The sequence below is a fragment of the Vibrio panuliri genome (assembly GCF_009938205.1).
GTDB classification, from domain to species: domain Bacteria; phylum Pseudomonadota; class Gammaproteobacteria; order Enterobacterales; family Vibrionaceae; genus Vibrio; species Vibrio panuliri.
On record NZ_AP019654.1, the window covers coordinates 849,393 to 861,987 of the forward strand.

At 46.6% G+C, this 12,595-nt stretch carries 12 protein-coding genes; 7 read left to right on the top strand and 5 right to left on the bottom strand.

Annotation, left to right across the window (positions count from 1 at the left end; translation table 11 throughout):
- Positions 1–18 precede the first annotated feature (18 nt).
- Together ispA and xseB are read right to left on the bottom strand one after the other, a co-directional pair.
- On the bottom strand, positions 19–903 hold the full coding sequence (gene ispA, locus GZK95_RS03865; RefSeq protein WP_075714427.1) for a (2E,6E)-farnesyl diphosphate synthase: 885 nt from the start codon (positions 901–903) through the stop codon (positions 19–21).
- Between the two features lie 20 nt (positions 904–923).
- On the bottom strand, positions 924–1,169 hold the full coding sequence (xseB, locus tag GZK95_RS03870) for an exodeoxyribonuclease VII small subunit (protein ID WP_075706719.1): 246 nt from the start codon (positions 1,167–1,169) through the stop codon (positions 924–926).
- Between the two features lie 297 nt (positions 1,170–1,466).
- Between xseB and pomA the strand changes: the two genes are divergently transcribed.
- The 7 genes from pomA to rlmM all read left to right on the top strand — a co-directional run bounded on the left by pomA (position 1,467) and on the right by rlmM (position 8,405).
- Entirely contained in the window at positions 1,467–2,231 is a 765-nt protein-coding gene (gene pomA / locus GZK95_RS03875) for a flagellar motor protein PomA (RefSeq protein ID WP_075706720.1), read from the top strand.
- Positions 2,232–2,240: 9 nt separating this feature from the next.
- Positions 2,241–3,188, top strand: a complete 948-nt coding sequence (locus GZK95_RS03880; protein ID WP_075714373.1) for a flagellar motor protein MotB — start codon at positions 2,241–2,243, stop codon at positions 3,186–3,188.
- 163 nt (positions 3,189–3,351) lie between these two features.
- Complete coding sequence (thiI, locus tag GZK95_RS03885; protein ID WP_075706722.1) at positions 3,352–4,800, top strand: tRNA uracil 4-sulfurtransferase ThiI; 1,449 nt, start codon at positions 3,352–3,354, stop codon at positions 4,798–4,800.
- A 583-nt stretch (positions 4,801–5,383) separates the two neighbouring features.
- The gene (locus GZK95_RS03890) at positions 5,384–6,298 is read left to right on the top strand and encodes a transcriptional regulator GcvA (protein WP_075706724.1); all 915 of its coding nucleotides are present in this window, start codon (positions 5,384–5,386) and stop codon (positions 6,296–6,298) included.
- On the top strand, positions 6,288–6,914 hold the full coding sequence (locus GZK95_RS03895; RefSeq protein ID WP_075714371.1) for an alpha/beta fold hydrolase: 627 nt from the start codon (positions 6,288–6,290) through the stop codon (positions 6,912–6,914). Before GZK95_RS03890 ends, GZK95_RS03895 begins: the two co-directional genes overlap by 11 nt.
- A 3-nt stretch (positions 6,915–6,917) precedes the next feature.
- Positions 6,918–7,313 carry a DUF423 domain-containing protein gene (locus tag GZK95_RS03900; RefSeq protein WP_075714369.1) on the top strand — a complete coding sequence of 132 codons (396 nt, stop codon included), beginning with the start codon at positions 6,918–6,920 and terminating at the stop codon, positions 7,311–7,313.
- Complete coding sequence (rlmM, locus tag GZK95_RS03905) at positions 7,314–8,405, top strand: 23S rRNA (cytidine(2498)-2'-O)-methyltransferase RlmM (protein ID WP_075706727.1); 1,092 nt, start codon at positions 7,314–7,316, stop codon at positions 8,403–8,405.
- A 560-nt stretch (positions 8,406–8,965) separates the two neighbouring features.
- Here rlmM and GZK95_RS03910 read toward each other — a convergent pair.
- The 3 genes from GZK95_RS03910 to ppnN form a co-directional block, all read right to left on the bottom strand.
- Complete coding sequence (locus GZK95_RS03910; protein WP_075714365.1) at positions 8,966–9,763, bottom strand: DUF2076 domain-containing protein; 798 nt, start codon at positions 9,761–9,763, stop codon at positions 8,966–8,968.
- A gap of 410 nt (positions 9,764–10,173) precedes the next feature.
- Positions 10,174–10,944: a flap endonuclease Xni gene (gene xni / locus GZK95_RS03915; RefSeq protein WP_075706729.1), complete on the bottom strand. Its 771-nt coding sequence runs from the start codon at positions 10,942–10,944 to the stop codon at positions 10,174–10,176.
- A 60-nt stretch (positions 10,945–11,004) separates the two neighbouring features.
- The gene (gene ppnN / locus GZK95_RS03920; RefSeq protein WP_075706730.1) at positions 11,005–12,372 is read right to left on the bottom strand and encodes a nucleotide 5'-monophosphate nucleosidase PpnN; all 1,368 of its coding nucleotides are present in this window, start codon (positions 12,370–12,372) and stop codon (positions 11,005–11,007) included.
- Positions 12,373–12,595: the final 223 nt, after the last annotated feature.

The following is a 12,595-nucleotide window of genomic DNA, read 5'->3' on the forward strand; positions in this document are numbered from 1 at the left end:
TAATGCGCGCTTATTGTGTTAGTTCTTGCGCTCGACGACGTATCGGGCGAACTCTTCCAGTAACTCAGTATTGTATGGTATTGCGTCCAGTGCTTGAAGCGCTTCGTGTAACAGATTGTTTGCTTTTTCGATAGCGCCCTGTAAACCGAGCAGTGCAGGGTAAGTACTCTTGTTGAGCTCTTGGTCAGAGCCTTGAGGTTTACCCAAGGTTTCAGTATCACTGATGATGTCGAGGATATCGTCCTGGACTTGGAACGCCAAACCAATCGCATCGGCATATTTGTCGAGTAACGGCATGACCGCTAAACCTTTTTTGCCAGCCGCTAACGCACCTAGGCGAACAGCACATTTCATCAATGCACCCGTCTTGTTGCGGTGAATCTCTTCTAACTCCGCAAGCCCGACTGAACGGTTTTCAGCTTGTAAATCTAAAGTTTGTCCGAGACACATGCCGCTTGCGCCTGACGCTTCTGCCAAGGTGCTAACCATTTTTATACGCAGAGTTTCAGCATTTGGATTGAGTCGACCATCAGCAAGGATGGTAAAGGCGAGCGTTTGCAATGCATCACCAGTTAAAATGGCCGTCGCTTCGTCGAACTTGATGTGGCAAGTTGGCTGGCCTCGACGCAATTCGTCATCATCCATCGCGGGCAGATCATCGTGAATCAAAGAGTAGGCGTGAATACACTCGACCGCTGAGGCCGGTGTGTCTAAATCTTCTATTTCACAGCCAAGCATTTGCCCTGTGATGTAGACCAGAAATGGACGAGCCCGTTTTCCGCCCAAAAGCAGACCGTAACGCATTGCATCGACAAGCGCCTGATTTTGATGTGGAAGATGGCTCAACCATCTTTCTAACTGTTGGTTGTTTCGTTGCTGAAACGAGATTAGTGCCTCGTGCATAGAGTGATCTTCTAACAATATTATTCTTCAGGCTGTTGGTTAAATTGAGACAGGGGCGCATCATCATCGTTTTGCAACAAAATACTCACGCGTTGCTCTGCATCATTTAGCTTAGTTTGGCCTGCACGAGCTAAAGATATGCCACGTTCGAACTTTTTCAGTGCTTCATCTAATGCTAGGTCACCGTTCTCAAGATCTTCAACAATCGAATCTAACTCTTCAATCGTTGACTCAAAGGTCATATTTTCGGGTTTCTTGCTCGCCATAATTTTACTTGTTTTGGAAAGATGCACGAAAGTTACCTTAGCGGCTTATGATGGTCAAATTTAACCGAGGAAATTTGTCATAAAAATCGAGTTTGGGCAGGTGATAGCGGCAATCTATCTTGCTTTTTTACTTTGGCACATCCTTGGTGTGAGATCGGTAAAAAGCCGAGAAAGCAACAACCGTGATAACCCAATTAGATAGTTTGTGAGTGTGGTACCAATAAAAAACTAAAGATTCACAGAGCCTGCCGATATAATTCCAGAGATAGAGTCATAAGTTAGCATGAGGAGTGCTGTGTGGATTTAGCAACGCTAATTGGATTAATTGGCAGCTTCGCGTTCGTTATCATGGCAATGATACTGGGCGGCAGCCTGATGATGTTTGTCGATACGACATCCATTTTGATCGTAATCGGTGGCTCTGCGTTTATCGTGTTAATGAAGTTCACTTTTGCCCAATTTTTTGGTGCAGCTAAGGTTGCTGGTAAAGCATTTGCGTTCAAAGCCGACGAGCCAGAAGACCTAATTGCAAAAATCGTAGAAATGGCTGATGCGGCACGTAAAGGTGGCTTTCTTGCGTTAGAGGAGATGGAAATCTCCAATAGTTTTATGCAAAAAGGCATCGATTTACTCGTCGATGGTCATGACGCGGATGTAGTGCGCTCAGCATTGCAAAAAGATATTGCACTGACCGATGAGCGTCACGAGCAAGGCACTGGCGTATTCCGTGCATTTGGAGATGTTGCACCCGCGATGGGGATGATCGGTACACTTGTTGGTCTGGTAGCGATGCTTTCCAACATGGATGACCCAAAATCTATCGGTCCTGCGATGGCGGTAGCTTTGTTGACGACCTTGTATGGCGCGGTATTGTCGAACATGGTGTTCTTCCCGATTGCGGACAAACTTTCGCTGCGTCGTGAACAAGAAAAGCTCAATCGCCGCTTAATTATGGATGGTGTACTTGCTATTCAAGATGGGCAAAACCCACGTGTCATTGATAGTTATCTGAAAAACTACCTGAATGAGGGTAAACGCTCGCTTAATATCGACAATGGCTAAGGTGTCTCAATGAGTGATGAAAACGACTGCAAATGTCCACCACCTGGCGCGCCAATGTGGATGACGACGTTCTCAGATTTGATGACATTGTTAATGTGCTTCTTTGTACTGCTACTCTCGTTCTCTGAGATGGATGTATTAAAATTTAAGCAGATAGCTGGCTCGATGAAGTTTGCTTTTGGTGTGCAAAACCAACTCGAAGTGAAAGATATCCCCAAAGGCACCAGCATTATTGCGCAAGAGTTTCGACCAGGTCGCCCTGAGCCGACACCGATTGATGTGATTATGCAACAGACCATGGATATTACTAAGCAGACGCTAGAGTTCCATGAAGGGGAATCAGACCGTGCGGGTGGCACCCAGCGTGACCAAGGTAAGATGACCGGCGGGCAATCTCCGGAAACGTCGACCAAGAACAACCAAAACTCTGAGTCTGATAAACAGCAACAGCAAGAGTCTCAATCAATGGAAGAGATGGAGACGCTGACAGAGAGCATTAAAAAAGCGCTTGAGCGAGAAATCGACCAAGGGGCGATTGAAGTTGAGAACTTGGGGCAACAGATTGTCATTCGGATTCGCGAGCAAGGGGCGTTCCCTGCTGGGTCGGCGTTCTTGCAACCCAAGTTCCGTCCTTTAGTTCGCCAAGTGGCAGAGTTGGTTAAAGATGTTCCGGGAATCGTGCGAGTCTCAGGTCACACAGACAATCAACGTTTAGACTCGGAGCTTTACCGTTCTAACTGGGATCTGTCTGCTCAACGAGCTGTGTCTGTGGCACAAGAGATGGAAAAAGTGCGTGGATTCTCTCATCAGCGTTTACGTGTGCGTGGTATGGCGGATACGGAGCCGTTAGGCCCCAATGACACAGAACAGCAACGTTCGCGCAATCGAAGAGTTGAGATCAGCATTATGCAAGGTGAGCCACTATATAGCGAACCTGTGCCAGCAACGCAGAACTAAACCCAATTTGCAGCTAAGATAAAAGACGAGCATCACGCTCGTCTTTTTTATGTGCTTTTCATCATGTATAATCTTGCGCCCTTAAGGTCATAGATACGAACTAAGCCGAATGTGGCAACGTATTAGTGATGATTGCGAAAACTGTTAACCAGTGAAGTGAAGTATGAAATTTATTGTAAAGCCCCATCCAGAAATTTTTGTAAAAAGTGAGTCGGTGCGTAAGCGCTTCACAAAGATTCTTGAGTGTAACATTCGCAACATTATCAAGCTTCGCACTGAGTCTGTGGCAGTATTTAACCGTCGTGACCATATCGAAGTGACGTCAGAAAGTGACCAATACCACGCTGAGGTGCTTGAGATCCTTACGCACACACCTGGTATTCACCATGTACTAGAAGTAAAACAGTCTGACTTTACTGATCTACATAATATCTATGAGCAAGTGCTAGAGTTGAGTGCGCCACTGATCGAAAACAAAACGTTTGTGGTTCGTGCAAAGCGTCGTGGTAAACACGAGTTTAACTCGCTAGAGCTTGAGCGTTATGTTGGTGGCGGCTTAAACCAAGCGGTTGAAAGCGCGAAGGTGAAGCTGAGCAAACCAGAAGTCACCATCAATATCGAAGTGAGCAACGAGAAGCTTAACCAAGTATTGGCACGCCATAAAGGCTTAGGTGGTTTCCCTCTAGGTACGCAAGAAGACGTGCTAAGCCTAATCTCGGGCGGCTTTGACTCAGGCGTTTCAAGCTACTTACACATTAAGCGCGGCTCTAAAGTTCACTACTGTTTCTTTAACCTAGGTGGTCCTGCGCACGAGATCGGCGTGAAGCAAGTGTCACACTACCTATGGAACAAGTATGGCTCGTCAGCAAAAGTACGCTTTATCTCAGTCGACTTTGAACCAGTTGTCGCTGAAATTTTAGAGAAAGTGGATGACGGCCAAATGGGCGTTATCCTTAAGCGTATGTTTATGCGTGCTGCGGGTATGATCGCGGAAAAATTTGGTATCCAAGCATTAGTGACTGGTGAAGCGTTAGGTCAGGTATCAAGCCAAACTCTAACCAACCTTCGCCATATCGACGGTGTGACAGATACTTTGATTCTTCGCCCACTGATTAACTGGGATAAAGAAGATATCATCAATCTTGCTCGTGACATCGGTACCGAGGACTTTGCGAAAACAATGCCAGAGTACTGTGGCGTGATTTCTAAGAAGCCAACGGTTAAAGCGGTGAAAGGTCGCTTAGAAGCGGAAGAAGCTAAGTTTGATTTCTCGATTCTAGAAAAAGTGGTTTACGAAGCTCGTCAAATGGACATTCGCGATATTGCTAAAGAAACCGAGCAAGCGGCTCCAGAAGTTGAGCAGGTTCAAGCAGTAGAAGAGCACGCAATCGTGCTTGATATTCGTAGCCCTGACGAAGAAGATGAGAGCCCGCTAGAAATTGAAGGTGTGGAAGTGAAACACCTACCATTCTACAAGCTGTCTACTCAGTTTGGTGATTTGGATCAGAGCAAAACTTACCTACTGTATTGCGACCGCGGCGTAATGAGCCGTCTACAGGCGCTTTACCTGCAAGAGCAAGGTTTTGCGAATGTGAAGGTTTACCGCCCATAACGCTGACTAATTGGCGTTGATGACAAGATTAAAAGCGCAGATCGTTAATTCGATTTGCGCTTTTTTTGTTTTTGTCATTCCTGATAGCCTATAAGGCGTAGTCGGATTCTTGTTGTGGATGGTAGAGAGATTCCCTGTCACGCTCGTTCCTCGCGGCATGGAATGACAAGATGGAAGAGAGTTGAGATTAGAGAGCTTAGAACTGAGCACGACTTTTTGTCATTCCTGATAGCCCATAAGGGCGTAGTCAGGAATCTCGCTTTTGGAATCTAAACTCGAGACATAAAAAAACACCGCCTATTAGGCGGTGCTAAAAAATTTGACAGACAGGTCAAAATAAATACAGGAAGTATACGTTTTGTTTCTGGGATAAATGAAACAAAACCATGGTAGAAATCTACCGAACTCGAAATACGAGTTTGCAAACACAACATCGCAACAACAAAGCCAATTGGTTCAAAAAAACCAAGCCGTTCAGGCTCGCGTTGCGAAACGAAATATAGAATTTCTCTGGTCGTCAGGCAATGGACATTTTATAATGTTTCAGATAAAAAAAACTAATCCAATATATTGAGGGCTTCCTATGTCCAGAAGACTACCGCCTTTGAACTCGTTAAAGGTGTTTGAAGCAGCCGCTCGCCACTTAAGTTTCACTCGAGCAGCAGAAGAGCTATTTGTGACGCAGGCCGCAGTTAGCCATCAAATCAAAGCGTTAGAAGAATTTCTTGGTTTAAAACTTTTTCGTCGTCGCAATCGCTCTTTGCTATTGACCGAAGAAGGGCAAAGTTACTTTCTCGATATTAAAGACATCTTTACTTCACTCGCAGAGGCGACGGATAAGGTACTTGAAAGAAGTGAGAAAGGGGCATTAACGATTAGTTTATCGCCAAGTTTTGCTATTCAATGGTTGGTGCCGAGATTGGCGGATTTTAATCAGCAAGAGCCTGATATTGACGTACGCATTAAGGCGGTCGATATCGAAGAAGGATCATTGACTGATGATGTCGATGTAGCGATCTATTATGGTCGTGGCAACTGGCCGGGATTGCGTGCTGATAAGTTGTATCAAGAGTTTCTTATTCCACTGTGTTCACCGTCACTACTACTCGGTCCTAAGCCACTCGCAGAGCTGTCGGATCTGAAGAATCATACCCTACTGCACGATACTTCCCGTAAAGATTGGAAAAACTTTGCCAAGTTCCATGGCATCGAAGGCGTGAATGTTAACCATGGTCCTATTTTTAGCCATTCAACCATGGTGCTACAAGCTGCCGCCCACGGACAAGGGGTTGCTTTGGGTAACAATGTCTTGGCGCAACCAGAGCTTGAGGCGGGGCGTTTGATTGCACCTTTTGATGAGGTGTTGGTCACCAAGAATGCTTTTTACGTGGTGTGCCATGAGAAACAAGCTGATATGGGCCGAATTGCCACTTTCCGTGATTGGATGTTAGCCAAAGCCCAAAGTGAGCAAGAGGAAATGTTGGAAGATGACGAGTAAGGTAATCATAGATGGCGAACAAGGTTCGCCATTATTCGTTTTTGCGCATGGAGCAGGGGCAGGAATGGAGCATGCATTTATGCAGCACGTGGCTCTTGGCTTGGCTGAAAAAGGGATTCAAGTGGTGCGCTTTAACTTTCCTTATATGGTAAAGCGCGGTGAAGATGGCAAAAAGCGCCCGCCAGACCGTGCTCCCAAGTTGCTTGAGGCATTTGAGCAAATCATCGCTGAGTATGCCGACCAGCCAATCGTGATTGGTGGGAAGTCGATGGGAGGGCGTATGGCGAGTTTACTTGCGGAGAATCCTCTAGTAGCAGGAATCGCCTGTTTGGGATATCCGTTCCATCCTCCGGGCAAACCTGAGAAATACAAAGGTGAACATCTGGCTGACCTCGCCAAACCCTGCCTTATTTTGCAGGGCGAGCGTGATACTTTTGGTAAGCGTGAGGAGTTTGAGCATTTCTCACTTTCTCAAAGCGTTACTGTTGAGTTCGTATCTGATGGCGACCATAGTTTTAAACCGCGTAAAAGTTCAGGTCATACTGAAGAAGGTAACCTTGCTCATACAGTAGACGTATTGAGTCAATTTATCTTCGCTTGTTATGAGAGGAAGTAACGAATGCGTGCAAATAATCTTCTTGCTGCTGGTGGCGTTCTCGCGGGGGTAGGCGTTGCACTTGGTGCTTTTGCTTCGCATGGTTTAAAGACAGTACTCTCGCCTTACTTGTTGGAAGTGTTCTCGATCGGGGTGCAATATCAATTTATCCACGCGATAGCGATCCTACTGTGTGGGGGACTGTTATTGCTTAATCTTGGCGAGAAAGCACAAAAATATTTTTTCATTGCCGCGATTTGCTTTATCATCGGCATCTTTTGTTTTAGCGGCAGTCTCTACGCACTAGCGTTAACCGGGGTGAAATGGTTCGGACCAATCACACCGATGGGTGGTTTCACCTTTATGCTAGGTTGGGCACTGTTCGTTTTCGCAGCACTACAGATCAAAAGAGGTGAGTAAGTGAAACAACTGATGCTTTATTGCCGTTCGGGCTTTGAAAAAGAGTGTGCCGGTGAAATTCAAGACCGTGCTACGGCGTTGGAAGTGTTTGGTTTTCCACGTTTACAAAAGAACTCAGGTTACGTGCTGTTTGAGTGCTACCAAGCGGGCGACGCACAAAAACTGGTGAAAGAGTTGGACTTCAACTCGTTAATTTTCGCACGACAAATGTTCGCGGTTGCGGCAGAGGTGACTGACTTACCTCGTGAAGACCGTATTTCACCGATCCTTGAGTCATTGGCTGATGTTGATGCGATGCCACTGTGTGGTGATATTCGTATAGAGACGCCTGACACCAATGAGGCCAAAGAGCTGCTTAAATTCTGTCGTAAGTTTACCGTACCAATGCGTCAAGCGATGCGTGGTAAAGGTGTGCTAATGAATAAAGAGCATGCGAAAAAACCAGTTCTGCATATTTGCTTTGTTGAACCGGGCCACTGCTACATTGGTTACTCGTTACCAGGAAACAACTCGCAGTTCTTTATGGGTATTCCACGTCTTAAGTTCCCAGCAGACGCACCTAGCCGCTCGACGCTGAAACTGGAAGAAGCTTTCCATGTGTTTATTCCACGTAATGAATGGGATGAGCGTTTAGCGTCAGGTATGTGGGGTGTTGACCTTGGTGCATGCCCAGGTGGTTGGACTTATCAGCTAGTGAAGCGCTCAATGTTCGTTCATTCGGTGGACAACGGTATGATGGCGCAAAGCTTAATGGATACAGGACAAGTTAAGCACCATCAAGAAGATGGCTTTAAGTTTGAGCCTGCACGTAAGAATGTGACTTGGCTTGTTTGTGACATGATCGAAAAGCCATCACGTGTTGCGCAGTTAATGGGTGAGTGGATCATTAGTGGCTGGGCGAAAGAAGCGATCTTTAACCTTAAGCTGCCGATGAAAGGTCGTTACGACGAAGTTCTACAAGATATCGAAAACTTGAAGGTTTTCTTAATCGAGAACGGCGTGAAGTTTAAGCTGCAAGCGAAGCATCTATATCATGACCGTGAAGAGATCACCGTGCACATTCAGTGTCTATCGAATATCTCTCCACACTAAGAATAATGATGCAGTTGTTATTGATAAAACCCGCTTTTAAAGCGGGTTTTGTTTTTTTGCGTGGGTGTGTTTACCAAGCGATCCCATAAACTGCCCGCTATTTGTCATTCCATGGCGCGCGCAAGCGCGAGCAGGGAATCTTATTTTCAAGGGTGAAAGCGAGATTCCCGACTCGGTCGTCCCTCCCTCTCGAGAATGACAGTTGTTGGGGGGGCTTCGTTCTTTTTTGTTCCTTGAACTGCCCGCTATTTGTCATTCCATGGCGCGCGCAAGCGCGAGCAGGGAATCTTATTTTCATCGGTGAAAGCGAGGTTCCCGACTCGGTCGTCCCTCCCTCTCGAGAATGACAGTTGTTGGGGGGCTTCGTTCTTTCTTGTTCCTTGAACTGCCCGCTATTTGTCATTCCATGGCGCACGTAAGCGCGAGCAGGGAATCTTATTTTCATCGGTGAAAGCGAGATTCCCGACTCGGTCGTTCCTCCCTCTCGGGAATGACAAATGTTGGATCGGTCGTCTTTATTGAGAGTGACAAGTGTTAGCTTGCCTCTTCGTCTCGGGAATTTACCAAGAGTCGTCGTCGCCCCAACTGCCTGAGTCATCGCTACCGAAGTCAAAATCATCGCTCGTTGAGTTATCTTCACCACCCCAGCGAGTCGAGTCATCACTCAAGCCATTTTCATCCAAACTGTCACTACTTGAGTCACTAAAACTTAGATCATCAGGGTTACCAAATCCGGTATCGGTATTCCAGCCGCCACCCGTGTAGCTTTGGGTATAGTCATCGCTGCCAGCGAGAAATGAACTGGCGTTATCGTCTGCGACCGCTGCGTCATTTTCAGCGCTCGCCACATTTGATGACTCTTCCGTCTGACTATTATCCAACGGGTTCTCAGCAGTATCGTCCGGCTGCTGATAGTAATTGTTCGTGGTGTTTTCTACGATTGGCTCTGCGGCGTGGGAATCTGAAAATAGCAAATGGCTGAGGGTACTGCCTGCCACCATGCCAGCGGCGACACCGGCTGCGGTCTGCATAAAGCCACCAAAGGCACTGGGTTGGTAGCTTGATACTGGCGGTCTTGGTGGTTGGCGGCTTTCGCCAAACATTCGGCTCATCGTGCCACGCTTGGACTCTTGCTGATAAAAGTCGGCATTACTTTGCAAGTAGTCATTGCGTTTCTTCATCTCAGTCAAGGCAAGTTCTTGTGCTAATGCTAGTTGGCTAAGTCGATAAATAATATCGCGTTGAGAGGCGATTTTATGGTTGATGAGCTCTGCTGCGGCAGGATCTTGAGTAATATCTTGTTTTGCCGCTAATTTATCAGCTAGCTTTTCAATCATTTCTTGTTCTTGTGGGGTCATTACCCAGTCCTCAAATCACTAATGGCCGTGCCATTTCATTACTTCTGTATTTATTAGGCTGACTTACAGGGGAGGAAGGCGACATTGTTCAGTACGCTTACCTCTGTTACTAACCAGAATAAGCAATTGATCATTCTTGCCATTTTTGTTGTGCAGTGTTCTGACCACTCACTTACCCCAATCGGTATGAGCTGTAACCTCATTCTATGCCTACAAAACAGAGGAAATGGTTATGGAATCATTATTTGCTGAAAGCGTCAGTTAAGGGGGCAGGATTAGGGGATTTGTTGAGCAATTCGGTGTGAGTCACACCATCAGGTTGTATGCATGGTGCTGATTTGAGCAGATATCGCCACAGGAGGGAGCGCTGAACTCTCAATGTTCACCCCCCCCATCTTGATATGGCTAAGTTATTTGGCGTTGTAGCGTAGGTCTTGCAAGTTAAAGCCAAGTTCGATGTCTGTTTTCAGCGCTGCAACTTGTTTGCACTTGCGCGCCATTTCGATCTCTTTATCCAGCTTTTTGCGATATTTGCTTGGCAACTCATCACTGGCAAAGGCTTGTTCAATATCGGCAAACTGAGTCAGGATTTCTTTAGCGGCTTTAGGGCCGATTCCTGCTACTCCAGGCACTTGGCTAGAGCTGATGCCAGTCAGTCCCCAATAATCGGATAGCTGGGTTGGTTTAACACCAAACTCATTCTCGATAAAAGGTTCATCTAACCAACGGTGCTGGAAATAGTCACGGATCTGTAGGGTAGGAGACAGCAACTGACAGTAACCTTTGTCTGTCGAGATAATGGTGACTTTCTCATTGTGGCTAGCGACTTTGATTGCCAAGGTTGCGACCAAATCATCGGCTTCATCCCCTTCTGACAATAACGAGTCGATCCCTAACTGCCACCAAGCATCTTGAATTGCATCGAGACCGTGAACCAGTGGTTCCGGCATCGGCTTACGATTTTGCTTATATTCGGGTAGGATCTCTGCTCGCCAACCGCGATCTTGTAGATGATGATCAAACACGGCGATGATATGGGTTGGTTTAGCCTCATTAATTATACGAGTCAGCGTACGGCTGGTTGTTTCTATTGTTCTCGCGATATCGTTTGGATCCGGTTGAACAGAGTGAACACGACGGATCAAGTTTAAGGCATCGATAATGACAAGGTGAATAGACATAAAAGGTATAAAAAATAAGGGCCAATGGCCCTTATTGTAATTGAAACGACAGCGAAAGTCTTATTTCGTCTCTGTGGCGATTCGATAGCATGGCACGTACGCCGTGCCGCCAGGCAGTTTCATACGGTGTTGCTCGACAAAGTCTTTCAACAGGCGATCCATTTTCTTCATTAGGTCAGCGTCACCATCAAGGATAAACGGCCCTTTGCGCTCAATTTCACGAATCCCTTCAGCCTTAACATTACCAGCAACAATACCGGAGAAGGCTTGTCTAAGCGCCGCGGCTAAGTTTTCTGGGCGTTGATTGAGGTGCAGATCCAAACTCGCCATGGCTTCATGCGTTGGTTCAAATGGCAGTTGGAATTCGGGTTCAATTTTTAGCGACCAGTTAAAGCTGTAGGCATCGCCGGTGTCTTTGCGGTGCTGACGTACCTGATCCATACTCTGCTTCATAATTCGAGCAACTTGCTCAGGGTCATCAATCACAATCTGATAGTGTTTTTGAGCTGCTTCGCCCAATGTAGAGCCAATAAACTGGTCAATCGAACGGAAGTAAGCCTCACTCTCTTTTGGCCCTGTCAGAACAATTGGGAGCGGCTGATCAGCATTCTCTGGGTGCATCATAATACCCAAGATATAGAGCAACTCTTCTGCCGTACCTGGGCCCCCAGGGAAAATAACGATGCCATGTGCCATGCGAACAAAGGCTTCCAAACGTTTTTCAATATCTGGCATGATCACCAGCTCATTCACAATTGGATTCGGCGGCTCGGCGGCGATAATTGAAGGTTCTGTTAAGCCGAGATAACGTTGGTGGGTATAGCGTTGTTTGGCATGACCGATCGCCGCACCTTTCATCGGTCCTTCCATCGCACCGGGCCCACAGCCAGTACAAATGTTCAGTTCACGAAGCCCTAGTTCATTACCGACTAGTCGAGTGTATTGATATTCGGTTTCGTTAATTGAGTGTCCACCCCAACACACCACTAAGTTCGGCTCAATACCAGGCGTTAGCGCCCGAGCATTGCGCAGAATGCCAAATACCAGGTTAGTGATATGCGTTGCATTGGTGAGGTTGAGACGTTGGTTATCAGCAAGGTGCATATTGACGTAGACAATATCGCGCAACACAGCAAACAGGTGTTCTTGTATACCTTTGATGATCTCACCATCGACAAAAGCATGCTCAGGTGGATTGGTTAATTCGAGTTTGATTCCGCGCTCGCGGCGCATTACCGTCACATCAAACGATTTATGTTTGTCTAATAACTCTTTGGAGTTGTCGGTGTGGCTACCAGAGTTTAATACTGCGAGGGTACAGTTGCGGTAGAGTTGATACAGATCGCTCGATGCGGTCTTTTTAAGGCGCTCAACTTCGAGTTGAGAGAGTAGATCCATACTACCAGCAGGACTGATATGGGTGATCATAGTGACCTCCTTGACGATATATTGGCAGCTTCACTTCCCGCGAACAGGCTTAGGGCCAATCACTTAGCAGACGAGTACACCAAAACTGCCAACGCAATTAAGGCTCACGCTACCGAGTGAGCGGAGTCGTATCGGTAAGGTTTGTACGTAAGCTATCCGTTATTGTTTTTATTGTTATCCTTGTCCCTTCGATTCACACATGATGATGTCATAGCGGGACGTT

Excerpts from the sequence above, each read along its gene's own strand:
- ispA (WP_075714427.1), bottom strand. The coding sequence starts at position 903 with ATGCACGAGGCACTAATCTCGTTTCAGCAACGAAACAACCAACAGTTA.
- xseB (WP_075706719.1), bottom strand. The coding sequence starts at position 1,169 with ATGGCGAGCAAGAAACCCGAAAATATGACCTTTGAGTCAACGATTGAA.
- GZK95_RS03880 (WP_075714373.1), top strand. The coding sequence starts at position 2,241 with ATGAGTGATGAAAACGACTGCAAATGTCCACCACCTGGCGCGCCAATG.
- thiI (WP_075706722.1), top strand. The coding sequence starts at position 3,352 with ATGAAATTTATTGTAAAGCCCCATCCAGAAATTTTTGTAAAAAGTGAG.
- GZK95_RS03890 (WP_075706724.1), top strand. The coding sequence starts at position 5,384 with ATGTCCAGAAGACTACCGCCTTTGAACTCGTTAAAGGTGTTTGAAGCA.
- GZK95_RS03895 (WP_075714371.1), top strand. The coding sequence starts at position 6,288 with ATGACGAGTAAGGTAATCATAGATGGCGAACAAGGTTCGCCATTATTC.
- GZK95_RS03900 (WP_075714369.1), top strand. The coding sequence starts at position 6,918 with ATGCGTGCAAATAATCTTCTTGCTGCTGGTGGCGTTCTCGCGGGGGTA.
- GZK95_RS03910 (WP_075714365.1), bottom strand. The coding sequence starts at position 9,763 with ATGACCCCACAAGAACAAGAAATGATTGAAAAGCTAGCTGATAAATTA.
- xni (WP_075706729.1), bottom strand. The coding sequence starts at position 10,944 with ATGTCTATTCACCTTGTCATTATCGATGCCTTAAACTTGATCCGTCGT.
- ppnN (WP_075706730.1), bottom strand. The coding sequence starts at position 12,372 with ATGATCACCCATATCAGTCCTGCTGGTAGTATGGATCTACTCTCTCAA.